Below are 20,021 nucleotides of genomic sequence, written 5' to 3' on the forward strand. Positions count from 1 at the left end.
GCTACAGGGGCAACATTATCTTCTACCGTTACCTTTGCCGTGGCTGTGGTTTCATTTTGGTTGTTGTCCACAACGGTCAGGGTCACTGTATTAGGTCCAACATTTTTACAAGTAAATTCGGTGGTATCCAAGCTTAGGCTAGCAATACCACAGGCATCATTAGAGCCATTGTCAATATCTGCAGGAGCGATAGTAGCTGTACCATTGGCATCAAGTCGTACCGTAAAGTCCTTGGCTAATGCTACAGGGGCAACATTATCTATAACTTTTACTAAAATAGGGCAAACAGTTGTCCTGTTTCCTTTTTCATCTTCCAATTCAAACTCTACTGTATGATTTCCTGCACTTAAAGTAGTTCCCGCTGCGGGAATTTGGGTAATACTTACAGTGCTACAATCATCACTTGCAACTATCTGCCCAGATAAATCGGGTAATTGAGTTGTACAGGAACCATTGTCTGTATATAAATCATACGTGGTTGTATTACAGGTTGCTGTGGGTGGTGTATTATCTACATAAACAGTATATTGTTTAGTTTCTGTGCTAGTTGAGCTATCACTAAAAGTTGCTGTTAAAGTCACAGTATAGTTTGTTTCACCTGATATAGAAACAAAAGTATTTGCTGCGTCCTGAGTGTTTGCAGTATTACCATCTCCAAAATCCCAGGACCAATCTGTCACAGTAACAGGACGTACGGCACTAATTGAAACATCATCAAGCCCCCAGTTATCAAACGTAGTACCTGAATTGGAAGGTTGATACCATCTAAAAATAGTATTTTCTGTTTGTGCGGCCGCCGGTATAGCTATTGAATTCCAGTACCAATTGTACCATGCAAAACTTCCCGTGTTAGTAGTATCCCAGTCTCCATAAATATCAGTCCAAGAATTCCCTCCGTCTGTACTGTACTGAAGATAAACTTCCTCATTGGCAGCATCCGGTTGTTCACATCCACTTCCTTCATCATTACCGTATCGAATATAAAACTCAATATCCCCACCTAAACTTACATCTACTGAATTGGTTTGAACAAAACGAATTCCCTGAGCGTTAGTATCGGTAGCCCAAAAATAGGCAGAATTATCAGGAGAATTTTGTCCGGGGCATGTTGAAGCATCTACAGCAAAAGGAGAGGATGACCATCCTGTTGGAAGTACCCCACCATTAAATGTAAAAGATGTAGCTGTAGTTGTACTGCTAGCTGTTCCATAAAAGTCTACGCTCGTATTATCACAATCTCCGCTAGGTTTGGAAGTTGTAAAATCTACTGTTTGAGCATTTAAAGAAAAAGAGAAAAGAGCGAAAGCAAAATTTATAAAGAGTAATTTATATTTCATAGCTTTTAATTTTAGAGATCATAAAAGGGCGTTTTTGAGGTTTCGCATTATTCTTACGGTCATTAACAAATATTCTAAGTCTAGAATCATTCGAATTACAACTTCCATTTATTTCCTCATTAGGCTGTAAAGAAATTTCTTTCAATTTTTCCCGATCGCCTTCGTTTTCTCCTAAAATGTAATTGACTATAATAGCATTATTGGTTTTGTTTTTAATTTTTATTAAATAATAGCTGAAGTATTTATCGTTTTGGACATCATCACATTCTGAATATTTGAATTGAATTTCAATTCGATTATCAGAATAGAATGTTCTCCAATTTTCTAAAGTAGTATTATCAGCATCGTTTTTATTGAAATTAGCAGAAACTTTATTCGCTAAATCCAGGTAAGGATAATCATCATAAATACCAGAATTTCTAAGATAGGATTCGCCCTCAATAAAACTAATATTTAAATGAGGAGACATTTGATTGGTTTTAGCATAACTGAAAATGCCGATAAAAATCATAAAAAAAAGAAGTAAAAGTTTTTTCATACAAGATAGATTGAGTTTGGTTTAAAGTTTCAATGAAATTATTAGGTGGCATTTAAATTGATTAAAGATTGGTTCTACTCAAAAAACATCATCTAAAATTTAAATGCACAAAATTTTATAACAGACAAAAAAAATCAAAAAAAAATATTGAAGCTCTTAAAATCCAACAAAATCCGTATCTAAATTCGATTTGGACACGTAAAAATTAAATAATTAATAGTTCACAAACAGCTATTTAACAGCTAATGCATATTCACTAGGACTTATTTCCACATGGCTTTTAAAAGTTTTACTAAAAGAAGTTCTGCTTACAAAACCACACTCCTGCGCCAAGGCCTCTATGGTATTATTTTCAAGATATCCATCCCTAATGAGTTTTTCAGCATACTCCATTCGCAGACCATTTTTATATTCTGCAAAACTCACTTCATATTGTTGTTTAAGAAAGTAAGAAATATGGTGAGAAGGCATCTGGAGCACTCTTGCGCATTCAGTTAGATTAAAATTCTTCTTCAGGTATAATTTATTTTGTTTTATCTTTTCCAATTTTAAATTCATTTCCTCCTCGTCTAACCCAAATTTAAGACCGTTAATTTTCAAATCTTTATTGCCATTTGAAGTGGTTCTGGCACGTTGAGGGTATCCATATAATATACTGGGAAAGTAAATGGGGATTACCCCAATAAGAAAAAGTGCGATATAAAGAAAGAAAGTTATAATCCCCCCTTTTTCCCCAACAATAATCAAAGAGTCGAAAACTTTTACGAGAGCCATTTTTTCCAATGCATAAAAAATTGCCAGAATAGACATAAGCATTAAAATCCCCCAAAAAACTAAAAGCCATTTATTAAGAATACTCTTCATTTCATCGGCTTCACCATTCGTAATAAAAAATTTAATTTTAGGTAATAAAAACAACAGAACACCCAGTTGCCAACAGTGTCTTATTAATAGATGTTGATCCAGTCTTAAAAACAAATATTGAGCACTAAGTCTTGTTTCGGGAGAGGATATTGTCTCAGAGAGAATACTATTATAAACACTGGCAGGCTGAAGGTATATATAAACCACATCTACCAGGCCCAATAAAAGCGGAATAAACAAAATAAGTTCTGCTTTATGCCAATTGAGTCGATCGGTTAAAACAACCTTAAAATAATAATAGATTGGAATAAAAATAAAATTGTACAAAAGTAATGGCCAAAGAAAAAACCATTGAAAATGTTCTAAGTAACCACCATCATAAATATAGGTATGTAAAGCATATAGAGATAAAAGCAAATAAAAACAACCTAATATTCGGGTTGCTATTGTATTGGTAGTGCCTTTTAATAAAAGTGTACTGGATAGAACAAATCCAAATATTGAAGAAAGAAGTAAAACTATAATCATTGTGTGTATGAATTATCTTTTTACCGGCGAATCAAAATGGAAATACTTATAGAATTTAAAAGAGTACCTCTATTTTAAAAATACCAATAAAACCAATCCAATTTTAAGTTTTTTTTAACAACAAAGATATAAATATAGATTTTTAATGAACAACTAAAAATGATATTTTTCATTTGAATAGTATGATTAAATAAGGATTCTTAATCATTCCTACCCTTTAACACCAGTTTCAGCATTTTAAGTTTATTAGAGTTTTATTAACTTTTTATAATACAACAGAATTATAATTGTTAATATCAAAAACTGATGTATCCCAAGATCGTTCTCAAAAGTTGTGTGCAAATTGAAATAATAGTCTGATTTTTATTTTCTAAACCGAAAGCATCAAGATTTAGGCTAACGCTATCATAAATTGAATAAATAAGAAAACAAAAAACCCCGCTTTTAGCGAGGTTTTTTATAGACTTTTATAGTCAAACTTACTATTTCTTTGTGACCTTGCCAGGATTCAAACCTGGAACCTCCTGAGCCGTAATCAGGTGCGCTATTCAGTTGCGCCACAAGGCCTTTTAAACTTGCTTTTCCTATGTGGATAAGCGGCTGCAAATATATTATTATTTTTACAATCTAAAAACAAAAACCAGATTTTTTTAAATTAAATAATCTCTGCACTTAAACCTTCTTCCAATAATTTAGAACATCTGGGCTTTAAATCATCAAACGAGCCTGTTTTAACCGTACACTTTCCTTTGTAATGCACTAGAATAGCACATTGCTCAGCCTGCACCGGTGTATGCTCACAAGCGTAAATTAAAGTCTCTATTACGTGATCAAAAGTGTTGTAATCATCATTATAAAGTATGATCTCATTTTCCTTCTGCGTGGTAGTCTTCACCTCTTCTAATACTTCCTCTTTCGTGCTCATCTCCATTAAATTTTAAGGCCTCAAATATACAAATTATCTATAAAATATTATTTTACAAACTTAACCGCCACCCAATTACTCCTTTCAAAATGCTCTATATATGTTAGTCCATTCTCCACACAGGCCTCTTTAATTATCGGAATATCCTCTTCATAAAATCCACTTAAAAAAAGCCCCCCTTTTTCTGTAAGGCAATCTATATAAACAGGAATATCCCTAAGTAGAATGTTTCTATTTATATTAGCAAGAATCATATCGTACTTTCTATCCTGCAATAACTCGGCCCCGCCCTCTTCAACATTAATATTGTCACAATCATTTCTATCAACGTTTTCAAGGGTATTTTGATAACACCAATTATCAATATCGATGGCATCTACAAATTTTGCACCTTTTAAACTTGCAAGAATGGCCAACACACCGGTACCACATCCCATATCAAGTACCGTTTTATCATTCCAGTTATTTTTTAAAATATGCTGAATCATCATGTGCGTAGTGGCGTGATGCCCGGTTCCAAAAGACATTTTGGGCTCTATAATAATATCATATTCTACCTCGGGAGCGGGATGAAAAGGAGCTCTAACACTACAGATACCATCTACCATAATAGGATTAAAATTCTTTTCCCACTCTTCATTCCAGTTTACCTGTTCTATTTCTCCCTTTGAATAGGTGATTTCAAATTCTTCCGATTGTAAAATATGAACCCCTGCCAGGAGATCATCTTCGTATTCCTCGGCAGGGATATAAGCAGTTATGCCGTCTTCTTCTTCTACAAAACTCTCAAACCCTAAGTAACCCAGCTCTGCCACAAGAATTTCTGAAGCAGGCTGCAGAGGCGCTATTTTGAACCTGAATTCGAGATAATTAGAAGACATAATTAAAAAGCATTTATAATTTCAACAAAATCTACTGCATTAAGGCTGGCTCCACCAATAAGTCCGCCATCTACATCTTCTTTTGCAAAGATCTCTTTGGCGTTTGCGGGTTTTACACTACCTCCGTATAGAATAGATACATTTTGCGCGATTTCGTCATTAAATTTATCTGAAATATTCTTTCTGATAAAAGCGTGCATTTCCTGTGCTTGTTCTGGAGAAGCGGTTTCTCCGGTTCCAATAGCCCAAACAGGTTCGTAGGCCAAAACTACATTTTCCCAATCTGAATCTGAAATTTGGTATAGGCTTTCCTGAAGCTGTTTTGCTACCAGGTCAAAATGCTTATCACTCTTTCTGTCTGCAAGTTCTTCTCCAAAACAGAAAATAATTTTCATTCCACTTTTTAGGGCTGCATTTACTTTTTCGGCAAGTATCTCATTGGTTTCCCCAAAATGGGCACGACGTTCACTATGGCCTAAAATTACCGTATCTACCCCAATACTTTTTAGCATTTTAGCTGAAACTTCACCTGTGTAGGCCCCATTTTCTGCCTGGTGCATGTTTTGCGCCACAACTTGTACCTGCGTATCTTTTAAGCTCTCAAAAGCTGAATACAAATTTGTAAAAGCTGGTGCTACCATAACTTCGGCCTCAGGCTCTTTTACCAATTGCATTTTTAAATGTGAAAGCAACTCCTGGGTTTCAGCCAAATCGTTGTTCATTTTCCAGTTTCCGGCTACTATCTTTTTTCTCATAATTTTTAGTTAATTTTTATATTTCTGCGGAAAAAATCCGTTCACCTACAAATATATTGATAAGTATAAACATAGCTAAGCACTAGCCGAATGAAGATTGGCTTTTTACAAAAAATGTAAAAAATATCGCGAATAACTTACAATTCTATATCAGCAGCGTCAAACCAATGTTTTTTCTGTGTAATTGTACCACGTTCCAATACCATAATTCCCGGATTAGATCGCACCATGGTTTGCAAAGCCTTTTTATCTACCTGATAAAACTCGAAATCAAGTTTAAATTTATCTATTATTTGTTGCTGATTTTCATTATTTGAAGCTGTTAAGCCAATAATTTGGTAGTCTTTACCTTCTGCCTCTTTAGCCAATTCCTGTATTGCTTTAAAACCTTCTTTCTCTGTATGCTCCAAATCGTAAGCTACTACCATAAAAAGCTTTTCGCTATTAAGTATTTCAGCGGTAATATCTTCGCCATTTGCTTCAATTTCAAAATCCTGAATTGGCGGCACATATCCTTCTTCAATCATAGTAGTTTCTACCCCAATAAATTCACCTTCCTGCGTAGGGTAAGTGCCATCTGTAACAAGTTTTACTTCTTCCCCATTATGCTTAAAAGTCCATTGATATTCATAGACTGCCTTTTGGGCATCTTCGGGAACTTCCATTAGTTCCTGAATATTATTTCCAATTTTATAGGCTCTAAAATCAAAAACCGGTAAATGCATCAATACGTGATAACAAAACCAAAATGAAAGCATAAAAGATAAAAAGATGATCCATCTATGGGAAATGGGATTCAAAACCGGGCTAATTAACTTTCTATTAAAGAAAAGAATAAGGATAAGAACAAGTAAAATTACATCTTTTATAAAAGACTGCCAGGGCGATAAGGGAATGGCATCCCCAAAACATCCGCAATCTGTAACCTTATTAAAATAAGCTGAATAAAACGTAAGGAATGTAAAGAAAACAATCATTAAAAGTAAACTCCACACCGTAAATTTAGGCAGGTAACCAATTAAAAGCATAATTCCCAACACCAGTTCAAATACCACTAAAACTATGGCAATTACTAAAGAAAACGGCACCAAAAAATCAAGCCCTAAAACTTCAGGACTAAAATATTCCTGCAACTTATAAGAAAATCCCAGCGGATCGTTGAGTTTTATAAATCCTGAAAATATAAATAATACACCAACCAATATCCTGGAAATTCCTACTAATAATTTCATGTTGCTTTGTTTAAAATACTATTATTCCCTGCCCAAGTTATAAAAAACTAGGCTTCACTCTCGTTTATAAGGATCATTGCAAAAATGGAGTAATTAATCATATCCTGGTAGTTTGCATCAATCCCTTCACTTACCAGGGTTTTCCCTTTATTATCTTCAATTTGCTTAACCCGTAATAGTTTTTGAATAATAAGATCGGTTAAAGAACTAACCCGCATATCACGCCAGGCTTCTCCGTAATCATGATTTTTATTCATCATCAAAGCCTTGGTTTCAGCAATATTTTCATCATAAAGCTTTGTTGCTGTTTCCACGTCAAGATCGGGCTGGGCAACCACGCCCTTTTTTAATTGAATTAAAGCCATGATGGCGTAATTAATAATGCCTATAAATTCAGATTTTTCGTCCTCATCTACTTTCCTCACCCCATTTTCCTGAAGTTTTCTTATGCGCTGGGCTTTTATAAAAATCTGGTCGGTAAGCGATGGAAGTCTAAGAATTCGCCAGGCACTTCCATAATCTTTCATCTTATTGATAAACAAACTGCGGCAGGTAGCCACCACCGCGTCATACTGTTTTGAGGTATTCTGCATAAAAGAAATCTAATTTGCGTAAATTTCGTGCAAATATTTCAGATACTAAAACCGCAGTTTATAATTTCTAAGCTATTAATTTCGAATTCCTGAAAATCCCAGTAAAACAATTAAAAAATGACCATAAATTGTAAAGGCAGGCTTGTAGACCTAAATCAACCTAAAATAATGGGAGTTATAAATACCACTCCCAATTCTTTTTATGCCGAAAGTCGAAAAACTTCGGAAAAAGATATTCTTAAGCAGGTAGAAAAAATGCTGAAAGATGGAGCAGATTTTATTGACGTTGGTGGCTATAGCACTCCCCCGGGAGCGCCCAAAGTTGAAGAAACCGAAGAGCTAAACCGAGTGCTGCCGGCTATTGAAAACATTTTAAAACATTTCCCCGAAACATTGATTTCTGTAGATACTTTTCGGGCAAATGTGGCCAGGCAAAGTATTGAAGCCGGGGCAGCCATGATTAACGACATTTCTGCCGGCCACCTGGATGATGAAATGATGAAAACAGTAGCCAAATACCAGGTGCCTTATATTATGATGCATATGCGCGGTACCCCACAAACTATGAAAGACCTTAATCAATATGAAGATTTATTACAGGATATACTTTTTTACTTTTCAGAAAGGATACATGCCGCCAGGGCACTGGGAATAAACGACCTAATTATAGACCCGGGCTTTGGTTTTGCCAAAGATATTGGCCAAAATTTTAAGTTGCTTTCAAAAATGGAACTCTTTAAAAATTTAGAATTGCCACTACTCGCGGGGCTATCACGAAAATCTATGATCTATAAAATTTTAAAAATTTCGGCAGCAGAGGCTTTAAACGGCACCACTTTCTTAAACAGTATAGCACTTAGCAAAGGTGCCAATATTCTAAGGGTTCACGATGTAAAAGAAGCAGTGGAATGCGCTAAATTATTTGCAGAGCTTAATAAGTAACAGCATATTTTCTATTTTTACAAAAAACCCCACTAATTTGGATATCATTAATCTTCGTTTTCTCGATATACTGGATATTGTATTTGTAGCCCTTCTATTATATTATTTATATAAACTGGTAAAAGGAACGGTTGCTGTAAATATCTTTATAGGTATCGTGATTATATATCTTATGGGAAGCCTTACCGAAGTGCTTCAAATGGAGATGTTAAGCAGTGTTCTTGGTGAATTTATAGGTGTGGGAATGTTCGCTTTAATTGTGGTATTTCAACAGGAAATAAGAAAATTTCTTTTAATGATAGGTTCCACAAATTTTACACAAAAGGGAAAATTCTTTACTCAACTTAGGTTTTTAAAAGGCGATTTAGAAACCAGCACAAATGTAGATGCTATTATTTCGGCATGTGAAGCCATGGGAAATAGTTATACGGGTGCATTAATCATTATTCAAAAAAGCACGAAACTGGATTTTGTTAAAAACTCTGGTGACGATATGAATATTGAACTAAACCAACCTATTATAGAATCTATTTTCTACAAAAACTCACCTCTTCACGATGGTGCCATGATTATAGAAGACAATAAAATTACCGCTACCCGGGTAATTTTACCTGTTTCTAATGATAGGTCTATCCCGCTTAGATTTGGATTACGTCACCGTGCAGCCGTTGGAATTACCGAAAAGACCGATGCACTAGCTCTTGTTGTAAGTGAAGAAACCGGGCAAATCTCTTACGTAAGAGATGGCGAATTTGTAATGTTTGAAAGTACAGACGAACTGGTAGACCGAATAAAAGAAGATTTGCTATAAGTTTTACCACCAATTTAAGGCAGCGCCCTAAAGTCTATATAATCGCTATTATTGTGATAGGGGTTATCCCAAAAAAGCTCCCCAGGCATTTGCTCGAGAGTTCACCTATGAATACCCCTTTCTTTTAAAGACTTTCTTCAGCCATAAACTGAACTTCATACAGGTTTTTATAATAACCGTCTTTCTTCTTTAGCAACTCGGTATGGGTTCCAATTTCTACAATTTCACCGGCATCCATCACCATAATTTTATCGGCTTTTTTAATAGTGGCCAACCTATGTGCTATCACTATAGAAGTTCTTCCTTTTGTAATTTTATCGGTTGCTTCCTGAATTAGTAGTTCGCTATAAGTGTCTACCGAAGAAGTAGCTTCGTCTAAAATTAAAATACTGGGATTGCTCATATAGGCCCGCAAAAATGAAATAAGCTGCCTTTGCCCTGAAGACAACATGGCTCCCCGTTCTTTAACATTATAATGATAAGCATTGGGCAGTGTCTTAATAAAATCGTGAATCCCTATTTGTTTAGCCGCATTAATTACATCTTCTTCAGTAATATTAGGATCACTGAGGTTAATATTAGCTAAAATTGTATCGGCAAAAAGAAAGACATTTTGCAACACTACCGCTATTTCAGATCGTAAAGATTCTAGTGTGATATCTTTAATATCAATACCATCTACCAAAATTTGCCCACTGTCTATTTCATAAAAACGATTCAGCAAATTAATTACTGTAGACTTTCCTGCCCCGGTAGCCCCCACAATAGCTATAGTTTCGCCGGCATTGGCTTTAAACGATATTCCTTTTAAAACTTCTTCATCGGCAGTATAACTAAATCGTACATTTTTAAATTCCAAATCGCCCTTTAGATCGTTTACTTCAATTTTACCTTCATTGCTTATAGAAGATTCTGTATCTAAAATTCCAAAAACCCTATTGGCAGCAACCATTCCCATTTGTAGAGTATTAAACTTATCGGCAATTTGGCGTAGGGGTCTAAATAACAACTGAGATAACTCCACAAAAGCAATAATTACCCCCAGGGTAATTCCGTCGTCTGCAACTGCCCTTAAACCACCAAACCAAACAATTAAACCAATAGTTACCGATGTAGCCATTTCAGCAATAGGAAAGAAAATAGAGTTGTACCAAACAGTTTTCACCCAGGCATTTCGGTGCTTATCATTAATCTCTTTAAAGTTCTTATATTCAGCTTTTTCACGGGTAAAAAGTTGTACGATTTTCATTCCCGTAATTCGCTCCTGCACAAACGTATTAAGATTGGCAACCTGTGTTCTTACCTCCTCAAAAGCTATTTTCATTTTCTTCTGAAATATACGTGTAGCATACATAATTAAAGGAAGTACCGTTAAAACCAGCAAGGTTAACTGCCAACTCTGGTAAAACATAAAGCCTATTACCACCAACATTTTTAAAATATCGCTAATAATCATAAAAAGGCCCTGGCTAAAAATACTGGCAATAGTCTCTATATCGCTTACTGCACGAGTTACCAAACGCCCAACTGCCGACTTATCAAAATAAGTCATTTTAAAATTGAGCATATGTTTAAAGAGGTTTACCCGAAGGTCCCTCACCACTTCCTGCCCTAACCAGTTGGCGAAATACACAAATAGAAACTGAAAAATAACCTCCAGTACTAAAACCCCGGCCATTAAGCCTACATAAAAAACGAGGTTATCATAATTTTGTGGAGTAATAGCATCATCTACAGTAACCTTTAATAAATAAGGCCTTAAAACCGCAAAGAATGAAAGTAAAATAGCAGCAACCGCTACAAAGTAAAAAGTTACTTTATAAGGGTTGGTATATTTAAGCAAGCGCTTAAACAAATCAAAATCGAATGCGTTACCTGTTTTAGATGCCATTTAATTTATTACTATTTCAGGATAAGTAACCCTGGTAAGGTATAATGCTTTTGCTGGTACCGAAGTGCCTGCCCTACTCCTATCTTCACTTTTTATAACCTGGTGCATATGTTCTACCGGTTGTTTACCAAAACCTATTTCCAGTAGAGTTCCTACAATTGCACGCACCATATTTCTTAGAAATCTGTCGGCTGAAATATAAAAAACCAACACGCCATTCTCAGTTTTCCAAACCGCTTCAGTAATCTTGCAATTATAGGTCTTTACATCGGTTTTAGACTTCGAAAAACACTTAAAGTTAGTATAATCCTTTAAGATTTTGGCTGCACTGTTCATTTTATCAACATCTAGTTCGTTTTTTAAAAAATAGCTTCTATCTTCTAAAAATGGATTTTTATGCTGAACGATATGATATTCATAACTCCTACTTAAAGCATCAAACCGTGCATGCGCATCAGCCTTTACCCTAAAAATATCCTTTAAAGCGATATCTGCCGGAAGCAAAGAATTCATTTTAAAGACAAAAGTTTCTTTTTTGAGTTCTTTATCAACATCAAAATGCGCAAAAATCTGTTTAGCATGTACGCCGGCGTCTGTTCTTCCGGCGCCAACTATAGGCGTTTTCTCCTGAAAAACAATCGAAAGAGCTCGTTCTACCTCTTCCTGAACAGAAATTGCGTTAGGCTGATTTTGCCAGCCGTGATACGCTTTTCCAAAATATGCCAATTCTAAAAAATACCTCAACAGAGTTCTTTATTTTTATATTTGCAAGCTGCAAAGATAAGGCATTTATTAGAAGCTGAAATCCTTTGAAGGCATTGCTTTCAAAATGATTCTAAAAGTAAACTACCTCTGGGCAAGCCTACGAGGTATTCGTTGGAAACAAATTTTTAATTTAAAGGCAAGCCCAGGGATATTATACCCTCTGGCGGTACCAATAAAAACAATCCCCGATTTGAAAAAAATATTATTACTTAGTGATACCCATAGCCATATAGATGAAAGAATTTTACATTATGCAGCAAAAGCCGATGAGATATGGCACGCCGGTGATATTGGTGTTACCCATATAACCGATGAGTTAAAAAAAGTAAAACCCTTAAGGGCAGTTTATGGTAATATTGATGATGCAGAAATAAGAAAGGAATTCCCATTACACCAACGCTTTAATTGTGAAGGCGTAGATGTTTGGATTACCCATATTGGCGGTTACCCGGGCAAATACTCACCTGCCATTAGGGAAGAAATTAAAAGAAATCCGCCTAAACTTTTTATTAGTGGGCATTCCCATATTTTAAAAGTTATGAACGATAAAAGCCTGGGCTTACTTCATATGAATCCGGGAGCTGCAGGAAAGCACGGATTTCATAAGAAACGTACTATGCTTAGATTTAAAATTGATGCAGGGGAAATCAAGGATTTAGAAGTAATAGAATTAAAAAGTAAGTAGGCAGTCTCAGTAGGCAGTAGGCAGTCTCAGTGAGCAGTCTCAATGGGCATTATGCAAATAGAAAGACTGCGTCATTACGATGGAGGCACAGTGTAGAAATCCATTTTTCTTAAGAAGTCGGAAGAGTTGATATGTGATAGAATTTAGGTGAATTAATCAATTAAGATCAGTTTTCTAAGCCTAAAAATCATTGAAATTCTAAATATTCGCGGATTCGTGGCTAACTTTTTACGCTGCTATATTCATTATTTCATACACTCATACTTGCAAAAACTAAAAAACCCGAAGTTTTCACTTCGGGTTTTCACGCACTAATACTACTAAGATGATAGGCTTATCGTAATCGGTCTACAGATTTTACGAGATCTTCGTCCTTTTTAATGGCCTTATTGGCCAAAACAAGAAAAACGATAGAAATGATTGGAAGAAACATCCCAATACCCTTCTCTGAAATATCCATTTCTCCAGGTAAGCTTAGCGACCAATAAACAAACACTCCTAGTAAAAAAAAGTTTAATAAGATATTTAAACGCCCCAACACAAATTGAAGCTTTCTATTTTTGAACATAAAAATACTCACCAAAGATAAGAAAGCTGAAGCTATAAATGCAATAAAAACCATAATATAATCTTGCGCATATTGGGCAACACCCTCAGAATTTTCCCATAGTGAGAAAGCAAAGATTAACCCGCCACTTACAATAACAGCTATGAGCAAATATATAGTTTGAATTCTTTGTAACATACCTTTCAGTGAAATTCGCGAACAAAAATAAAGATTCTTTTTAAAAATGCTATTTAAAATATTAAAATAAAGTTGTATACTTGCAGGAACATTTCGTAACCAATTCAAAACAGGTTACTTAAGTCTCCAAATTTTTTTCGATTCTTCCTCGCGAAGTTCAACAATCAACCCAAACACAAATTTATTTTTAATTATCCATGTTTGAAATTTCAGAATTAAAAGCTAAAAAGCTTCCTGAGTTGCAGGATATCGCTAAATCTTTAAACGTCCCAAAGTTCAGGACTTTAAAAAAATTAGATCTGGTATATCAAATCCTGGACTATCAGGCCGCCAACCCTAAAAAGGCGAAAGAAGCACTTACAGACGACACTAAAAAGGAGGAATCTCCCAAAGGTAAAGCTCCTGATAAATCTTCGGAAAAGCCAAAGGCCAAGAAAACAGGTAAAATAGGAAGCAATAAAAAACCTCCAAGTACTGCCACAGCTGCAGAAAACAAAGACACCCGACCTACAAAAAAAGATTCCCATACTCCCAATAAAAATGATTCTCCCAAAAAAGAAGAGGCATCTTCTAAAGCAAGGGAAAGCAAAAAAACGGAGCAAAAACCAAGGGAAACAAGAGATGACGCTTCTTCTAAAAACCAGAAGGGCAGCCACCGCGACCATAAGAAAGATAGCCGCAATAAAAGTAACAATCGTGAAACAGGTAACCGTGATAGCCGAAACCGCTACCGCGAACCTGATTATGAGTTTGATGCTATTATTGAAAGTGAAGGTGTACTGGATATTATGCAAGACAATTATGGCTTCTTAAGATCTTCAGACTACAATTACCTCACTTCTCCCGACGATATTTATGTTTCCCAATCGCAAATTCGTTTGTTTGGCTTAAAAACAGGAGATACTGTATTAGGGCAAATAAGACCCCCAAAAGAAGGTGAAAAATACTTTCCCTTAATTAAGATCAATAAGATTAATGGATTGGATCCGCAGGTAGTGAGAGACCGTGTTTCTTTTGAACACCTAACCCCACTATTCCCCAAGGAAAAATTCAATATTGCCGAAAAGCAAAGCAGCCTATCTACCCGTATTATGGACCTCTTTTCCCCAATTGGAAAAGGCCAACGTGGAATGATTGTTTCCCAGCCCAAAACCGGTAAAACCATGCTGCTTAAAGATATTGCCAACGCAATTGCAGCAAACCATCCTGAAGTTTATCAAATAGTTTTACTTATTGATGAGCGCCCGGAAGAGGTTACCGATATGCAGCGTAATGTGCGTGGGGAAGTAGTAGCTTCTACTTTCGATAAAGAAGCACACGAGCACGTAAGGGTTGCCAACATTGTTTTAGAAAAAGCAAAACGCCTGGTAGAATGTGGGCACGATGTAGTGATTCTTTTAGATTCTATTACTCGTTTGGCGCGCGCTTATAATACCGTGCAACCGGCAAGTGGTAAAGTATTAAGTGGTGGTGTTGATGCTAACGCACTACACAAACCAAAACGTTTCTTTGGTGCCGCCCGAAATATTGAAAACGGTGGTTCTTTGTCAATAATTGCTACCGCCCTTACCGATACAGGCTCTAAAATGGACGAAGTAATTTTCGAAGAATTTAAAGGAACAGGAAATATGGAACTGCAATTAGACCGAAAAATTGCTAATCGTAGAATTTTCCCTGCCATAGACCTTACTTCTTCAAGTACTCGCCGCGACGACTTATTGCTTGACGACAATACCATACAAAGAATGTGGGTATTGCGTAAATATCTTGCCGATATGAACCCTATTGAAGCGATGGAATTTATTAACGATAGGATTAAGCAAACCCGAAATAATGAAGAGTTTTTAATTTCTATGAATGGATAAAGCCTTTGTATTAAAACTAAAAAAATCTGGAAACTTTTGGTTTCCGGATTTTTTTATGCTCTCAAAAATCTAATTTTTCAAACTTTTAGCGGTAACCTCAGTATCTACCAGCCTAAAATTTCCTATTGTCTTTCCATTTTGTTTACTCCATTTATCTATAAGTGGGACTTCCAATTTAAGTTCGCGGTATTCATCGGGGTTCATTATTGGAATCCCTTTTATTATCGGGCAAATACGCTTGCACTTTTAACAGCTTAAAAAGCCCTCTATAATTTCCCCTTCTACATTTTTAGCGACTTCAGTAAGTTTTAAATCGTTTTTATCAAAAGGACAGCACAATTTATTTATTGTACTCATTTTCATAGTTTATTTTTTTTTATTCTGAATAATAATCTTGCACGGCGGCAGTAAGATTTTTAGCCCCCATAATTCCCGAAATAACCGCTACACTATCAAAATCTAATTTTCTAAGTAATTTGATATTTTCCGGCTTTATACCTCCTGCTAAAAAAATAGGCATTTGGGTTAGCGAACTTGCTTTTGAATCACCTTAAAATCAACTAGCTCACAACTGATACTGGTTGAGGAAGGAAATATGGGACAAAATGAAATATAATCCAGTTGATTGTTAATTGCCCATTCAATTATTTCCAGATCTTTATTACAGGTTAAACCCACCAGCGATTTTTCGGAAATCGACTTTTTTATCATTTTGTAATTAGGTGGAATTTCATCAAAATGCACCCCATCGGCTTTTGTAGCTTTTAAAAGCTCCCACCTGTTATTGAGCAATACCGGGACGCTCTTAGGTTTACAAATGTCACATATTTTATCGATGAATTCCGGTATATTCTCCAGCCCTTTAAAGTTATCCCACAATGCTACAAGCGATGTTTTCGGCGTTTTTTCGCATAAAAAAACCCCAACGTTTTGTTGAGGTTTCTTGCTTTGAGCGGGAGACCGGGTTCGAACCGGCGACATTCAGCTTGGAAGGCTGACGCTCTACCAACTGAGCTACTCCCGCCTTTATGGTGCAAATATAAAGTTTAAACTACTCAAACTCCAAAGGAAAATTAAACTTTTTCGACACTACAGGCCTATTTAATTAATATTCAGTCATAAAATAAGTTTATGCGATAAATTCTTGTTAAATGGAGAATTAAAAAACAAGTGTTCCCACAAATAAATCTTATTTTTAGGCTTCTAACAGAACATATCTAAAATCAATTTCTTATGAGTAATAAACCCGGTAAAACCCAGGACCTAATAGACGCAAAATTTCTTGAAGAACGCAAAATATTTCTTTGGGGTGAAGTAAACGACAAATCGGCCAAACACGTTATAGACAGGCTGCTTTATCTTGATATGCAGGGCAATGATGAAATCCAGTTTTTTATTAATAGCCCCGGTGGGTATGTAACCGATGGGTTTGCCATTTACGACACCATGCAAAGTCTGGAAAGCCCGGTTTCTACTATTTGTACCGGCTTATCTGCTTCTATGGGATCTATTTTACTTTCAGGCGGAACCAAAGGCAGAAGATTTATTCAACCTCACGGGAAAGTAATGATACACCAACCTATGGGTGGTGCGCGAGGTCAGGCTTCAAATATTGAAATTCAGGCCAACGAAATTCTAAAGACCCGCGAATTAAGTGCAAATATTCTGGCTGAAAATTGCGGACAAACGCCCGAAAAGATCCTTAAAGATTTTAACCGGGATTACTGGATGGATGCCCAGGAATCTTTAGACTATGGAATTGTTGACGGTATTTTCAAAAAATAATATATGGATATTCAACATCGCGAAAACGACAGCCGCGGAATGTTCTTTATAAAAGATGAAAAAGGAATTTTCGCCGAGCTAACCTATCAGAAAAAATCGGGAGATATTATTGTTATAGACCACACCGAAGTTAGACCGGAGCTGGAAGGCCAGGGTATTGCCACCAGGCTACTGGAACATAGTGTAGCCTTTGCCCGCGAAAACAATTATAAAATAGAACCGCTTTGCCCGTTCGCCGAAGTACAATTTGACAGAAATAAGTCTTACAGCGATGTAAGGGCCTAACTAAAAACACTAACTTTTTCCTCTTTTATGAAGCTTTCCCATTTATTAATCCTACTTAATTTATTGTTATTATTTTCTTGTAAAGAAGACAGGGAACCGGGAATTGAAACTTCAAAAGAGGAAGAAGCTGTAGTGGTTGAAAAATTAGCTTCGGCCGATTTAATTGCCGAAAGATTTTCTTCCCTGCCCATAGCGGCTGGCACCATAAAATTGCAGTATAAGGATTTATTGGATTCTATTTACTCCAAACGCAACTACAAACCCATTTGGACAGATAGGACACTTAGGGAAGATCTTTACAGAGGCATAGAAAGAGCTACAGAAGACGGCCTGGAACCTGAAGATTATCATTTAGATTATTTAAATAAATCGCTCGCTAATCTCTCGGGAATAGGTGATAAAGAACGTAGTTTAACCGAAATTGTCCTCACTGATGCTTTTTTAAAGCTAACTTCAGATTATAATTCGGGAAAATTAAACCCTAAAGAAATTTATGATATTTGGGGAGTAGAAAACAATAAAGTAGATCTACAGGGCCTTTTAAAATACGGGGTTGACCAAAACAATATTTTGGCAGCTATAGATTCTGTAATACCTAAACACGAAGTTTACAAAGGCTTAAAACGAAGTTTAAAGAAATACCGGGAGCTCGTAAAAACAGAAGAAAATCCGGTATTTATTTCTGAAGAAGGAGCAAGTATTAAACTAAATGAAGAAGATAGTCGAATTCCCGATATTAAAAGACGCTTAAAGCAATTAGGCTATTGGGAGCAGGAAATTGCCGATAGTCTTATTACCTACAACGACTCGCTACAAAATGCTGTAAAGAAATTTCAGGAGAAATATGGCATTGAAACCGATGGTGTTATTGGCGCAGGCACCATTAAAACACTAAATAAAACCTACCAGGATAGACTGGAACAAATTTTAGTAAACCTGGAACGCTGGCGTTGGTATCCCAAAGACCTGGGCAATCAATATATTATTGTTAATATTGCCAACTATCGTTTGCACCTGGTGAAAAACGGAGACACACTGGCTACACATCGTACTATGGTGGGCACCGAGGCCAGGAAAACCCCGGTTTTCTCTGATAGAGTAGAACATATTGTTTACAATCCAACCTGGACGATTCCCCCTACCATAAAAACTAAAGATGTCATTCCCGCAGCAAGCAAAGACCCTGATTATATACTTAGGAAAAACTTTAGCATTTTTAACCGAAGTGGTCAAAAAATGAGCCCGCATGAGATAGATTGGTCTTCTTCTAAAGTAAAAGCCTATACTTTTAGACAGGAAGCAGGGCTTACCAATCCATTGGGTTTAGTAAAAATTATCTACCCCAATGAATATATGATTTATTTACACGACACACCTTCCAAATCGCTTTTCAATAAAAATTTAAGGGCACAAAGTTCGGGTTGTGTTAGGGTACAGGATGTTTTAGAGCTGGCAAAAATGTTATTAAGCGACCAACCAAAATATGACGACAAGAAAATTGAAGAAATTTTAAATTCGGGAAAAACCACTACTATTAAGATTACCCAGCAGGTAAATGTGCACCATCTGTACTGGACCGTCTGGAATGAAAACGGCAGCACCCGTTTTGCAGAAGATGTCTACAAAAGAGATGCTGCCATCTATAAATTACTCACTAAAAACTAGCTATTTAATAGCGTAGATTTCTCAAGGTATTCTTTGTTATTTTTATGAATGTAAACTACCGATTCTTCTTTAATAGTATCTATAACTTCTTTAGCAATAGTGTTGGGAACCGCAGGGCAACCATAACTTCTTCCTAATCTTCCAATTTTGTCAATAAAATTTGGCTCGGCATAATCTGCCCCGTGAATTACAACATAACGCTTACGCGCATTACTATTAAAGCCTTTTTCCATACCATCTATAAAAAGTGAAAGCCCATTTCTACCATAATAAGTTTCGGCAGTAACATAAAAACCAAGTGAACTTTGCAGGGAGTTTACAGTATTTGAAAATTTGGTAGCAAACTCACCACCGGTATTTTTTCCGTGGGAAACATAAGTATTAAACAATACTTTTTTTGTTTCCATATCCATAATCCACATTCTTTTTTTAGTAGAGGAAAGACCAAAATCTATCACGGTAAGTATTTTCTTACCTACTTTTCCTTTTTCTTCTAATTGGTCATAGCCTTTTATTGCCTTTGAAAAAACCGGCATGGCAGGAATACTGATATTATTTGTAGAAAATTCGTTGTAAAGATTAGCGACTTTTGCTTCAAAACTTAAATTTTTACCGTTTTCCGGAATCGAAGCAAGAACCGCTTCAGTTTTTGAAGAAGTAAGTTTAGTTTTTAAATCATCTGTGGTTGTAAAAGCGAAAGAGAAGGTTAAAACGCTAAATACAGTCAGAAGTCTATAAATCATACACGTTGTTTTATAATTAATATTCTCTTAAATTATTCCAAAGGTAATGCCAACTTACAAAATATTCTCTTTAATCTAGAAATTAAGCTTTTAGATCATAAACTTTAACATTTTACAACCTATAGAATTAATTTTCAGCACACTATATTCAAAATCAGCATTTTTTAAAGAACGATAGATAGCATA

At 35.8% G+C, this 20,021-nt stretch carries 22 protein-coding genes and 2 tRNA genes; 7 read left to right on the plus strand and 17 right to left on the minus strand.

What is annotated here, in order from left to right:
* From I6U49_RS14605 to I6U49_RS14645, 9 genes are all read right to left on the minus strand, one after another.
* Nucleotides 1-1,337: PKD domain-containing protein (locus I6U49_RS14605; protein ID WP_198629388.1), on the minus strand; the 1,337-nt coding region annotated here is incomplete at its 3' end.
* Nucleotides 1,327-1,875 carry a hypothetical protein gene (locus I6U49_RS14610; protein ID WP_198629389.1) on the minus strand — a complete coding sequence of 183 codons (549 nt, stop codon included), beginning with the start codon at nucleotides 1,873-1,875 and terminating at the stop codon, nucleotides 1,327-1,329. The genes I6U49_RS14605 and I6U49_RS14610, both read right to left, overlap by 11 nt.
* Nucleotides 1,876-2,106: 231 nt before the next feature.
* Nucleotides 2,107-3,267 carry a helix-turn-helix transcriptional regulator gene (locus tag I6U49_RS14615; protein WP_198629390.1) on the minus strand — a complete coding sequence of 387 codons (1,161 nt, stop codon included), beginning with the start codon at nucleotides 3,265-3,267 and terminating at the stop codon, nucleotides 2,107-2,109.
* 493 nt (nucleotides 3,268-3,760) lie between these two features.
* Nucleotides 3,761-3,834: transfer RNA gene (locus I6U49_RS14620), tRNA-Arg, on the minus strand.
* An 88-nt stretch (nucleotides 3,835-3,922) separates the two neighbouring features.
* Nucleotides 3,923-4,192 (minus strand): ATP-dependent Clp protease adaptor ClpS, encoded by a 270-nt coding sequence (locus I6U49_RS14625; RefSeq protein ID WP_193711515.1) that lies wholly within the window; start codon nucleotides 4,190-4,192, stop codon nucleotides 3,923-3,925.
* A 47-nt stretch (nucleotides 4,193-4,239) separates the two neighbouring features.
* Nucleotides 4,240-5,073 carry a 50S ribosomal protein L11 methyltransferase gene (prmA, locus tag I6U49_RS14630; RefSeq protein WP_198629391.1) on the minus strand — a complete coding sequence of 278 codons (834 nt, stop codon included), beginning with the start codon at nucleotides 5,071-5,073 and terminating at the stop codon, nucleotides 4,240-4,242.
* Nucleotides 5,074-5,075: 2 nt separating this feature from the next.
* Complete coding sequence (gene tpiA / locus I6U49_RS14635; RefSeq protein WP_198629392.1) at nucleotides 5,076-5,828, minus strand: triose-phosphate isomerase; 753 nt, start codon at nucleotides 5,826-5,828, stop codon at nucleotides 5,076-5,078.
* A 137-nt stretch (nucleotides 5,829-5,965) separates the two neighbouring features.
* Complete coding sequence (locus I6U49_RS14640; protein WP_198629393.1) at nucleotides 5,966-7,060, minus strand: BT_3928 family protein; 1,095 nt, start codon at nucleotides 7,058-7,060, stop codon at nucleotides 5,966-5,968.
* A 47-nt stretch (nucleotides 7,061-7,107) separates the two neighbouring features.
* Nucleotides 7,108-7,653 (minus strand): DUF1599 domain-containing protein, encoded by a 546-nt coding sequence (locus I6U49_RS14645; RefSeq protein WP_198629394.1) that lies wholly within the window; start codon nucleotides 7,651-7,653, stop codon nucleotides 7,108-7,110.
* Between the two features lie 117 nt (nucleotides 7,654-7,770).
* Between I6U49_RS14645 and folP the strand changes: the two genes are divergently transcribed.
* Entirely contained in the window at nucleotides 7,771-8,595 is an 825-nt protein-coding gene (gene folP, locus I6U49_RS14650; protein ID WP_198629395.1) for a dihydropteroate synthase, read from the plus strand.
* A 37-nt stretch (nucleotides 8,596-8,632) separates the two neighbouring features.
* Nucleotides 8,633-9,406: a diadenylate cyclase CdaA gene (cdaA, locus tag I6U49_RS14655; protein ID WP_193711521.1), complete on the plus strand. Its 774-nt coding sequence runs from the start codon at nucleotides 8,633-8,635 to the stop codon at nucleotides 9,404-9,406.
* A gap of 124 nt (nucleotides 9,407-9,530) precedes the next feature.
* On the opposite strand, the gene I6U49_RS14660 is transcribed toward cdaA, so the two are convergent.
* The gene (locus I6U49_RS14660; RefSeq protein WP_198629396.1) at nucleotides 9,531-11,297 is read right to left on the minus strand and encodes an ABC transporter ATP-binding protein; all 1,767 of its coding nucleotides are present in this window, start codon (nucleotides 11,295-11,297) and stop codon (nucleotides 9,531-9,533) included.
* Entirely contained in the window at nucleotides 11,298-12,041 is a 744-nt protein-coding gene (gene truA, locus I6U49_RS14665) for a tRNA pseudouridine(38-40) synthase TruA (protein WP_198629397.1), read from the minus strand.
* A gap of 211 nt (nucleotides 12,042-12,252) precedes the next feature.
* Here truA and I6U49_RS14670 point away from each other — a divergent pair, with 211 nt between their 5' ends.
* Nucleotides 12,253-12,747 (plus strand): metallophosphoesterase family protein, encoded by a 495-nt coding sequence (locus tag I6U49_RS14670; RefSeq protein ID WP_198629398.1) that lies wholly within the window; start codon nucleotides 12,253-12,255, stop codon nucleotides 12,745-12,747.
* A gap of 334 nt (nucleotides 12,748-13,081) precedes the next feature.
* On the opposite strand, the gene I6U49_RS14675 is transcribed toward I6U49_RS14670, so the two are convergent.
* Nucleotides 13,082-13,492, minus strand: coding sequence for a DUF4293 domain-containing protein (locus I6U49_RS14675; protein ID WP_198629399.1), 411 nt, complete (start codon nucleotides 13,490-13,492; stop codon nucleotides 13,082-13,084).
* 197 nt (nucleotides 13,493-13,689) lie between these two features.
* Between I6U49_RS14675 and rho the strand changes: the two genes are divergently transcribed.
* A complete protein-coding gene (gene rho / locus I6U49_RS14680; RefSeq protein WP_198629400.1) occupies nucleotides 13,690-15,357 on the plus strand; it encodes a transcription termination factor Rho in 1,668 nt (555 codons plus the stop codon).
* Between the two features lie 69 nt (nucleotides 15,358-15,426).
* Here the strand turns inward: rho and I6U49_RS17125 are convergent, their stop codons facing one another.
* The 4 genes from I6U49_RS17125 to I6U49_RS14700 all read right to left on the minus strand — a co-directional run bounded on the left by I6U49_RS17125 (nucleotide 15,427) and on the right by I6U49_RS14700 (nucleotide 16,381).
* Nucleotides 15,427-15,561 (minus strand): hypothetical protein, encoded by a 135-nt coding sequence (locus I6U49_RS17125; protein WP_262894979.1) that lies wholly within the window; start codon nucleotides 15,559-15,561, stop codon nucleotides 15,427-15,429.
* Nucleotides 15,562-15,733: 172 nt separating this feature from the next.
* A complete protein-coding gene (locus I6U49_RS17130; RefSeq protein WP_198629401.1) occupies nucleotides 15,734-15,877 on the minus strand; it encodes a beta/alpha barrel domain-containing protein in 144 nt (47 codons plus the stop codon).
* 5 nt (nucleotides 15,878-15,882) lie between these two features.
* Nucleotides 15,883-16,338, minus strand: coding sequence for a thiamine phosphate synthase (locus tag I6U49_RS14695; RefSeq protein ID WP_198629402.1), 456 nt, complete (start codon nucleotides 16,336-16,338; stop codon nucleotides 15,883-15,885).
* Nucleotides 16,309-16,381: transfer RNA gene (locus tag I6U49_RS14700), tRNA-Gly, on the minus strand. The genes I6U49_RS14695 and I6U49_RS14700 overlap by 30 nt, the downstream gene beginning before the upstream one ends.
* Nucleotides 16,382-16,590: 209 nt before the next feature.
* Here I6U49_RS14700 and I6U49_RS14705 point away from each other — a divergent pair.
* From I6U49_RS14705 to I6U49_RS14715, 3 genes are read left to right on the plus strand one after another with little or no spacing between them, the layout of a single operon-like run.
* A complete protein-coding gene (locus tag I6U49_RS14705) occupies nucleotides 16,591-17,142 on the plus strand; it encodes a ClpP family protease (protein WP_193711530.1) in 552 nt (183 codons plus the stop codon).
* A gap of 3 nt (nucleotides 17,143-17,145) precedes the next feature.
* Nucleotides 17,146-17,427 carry a GNAT family N-acetyltransferase gene (locus I6U49_RS14710; RefSeq protein ID WP_193711531.1) on the plus strand — a complete coding sequence of 94 codons (282 nt, stop codon included), beginning with the start codon at nucleotides 17,146-17,148 and terminating at the stop codon, nucleotides 17,425-17,427.
* 27 nt (nucleotides 17,428-17,454) lie between these two features.
* Entirely contained in the window at nucleotides 17,455-19,092 is a 1,638-nt protein-coding gene (locus I6U49_RS14715; protein ID WP_198629403.1) for a L,D-transpeptidase family protein, read from the plus strand.
* On the opposite strand, the gene I6U49_RS14720 is transcribed toward I6U49_RS14715, so the two are convergent.
* On the minus strand, nucleotides 19,089-19,835 hold the full coding sequence (locus I6U49_RS14720) for a murein L,D-transpeptidase catalytic domain family protein (protein WP_198629404.1): 747 nt from the start codon (nucleotides 19,833-19,835) through the stop codon (nucleotides 19,089-19,091). The two genes, I6U49_RS14715 and I6U49_RS14720, sit on opposite strands and share 4 nt — an antisense overlap.
* Nucleotides 19,836-20,021 lie beyond the last annotated feature (186 nt).

Origin of the sequence: Salegentibacter maritimus (assembly GCF_016236915.1) — a bacterium.
GTDB classification, from domain to species: Bacteria; Bacteroidota; Bacteroidia; order Flavobacteriales; family Flavobacteriaceae; genus Salegentibacter; species Salegentibacter maritimus.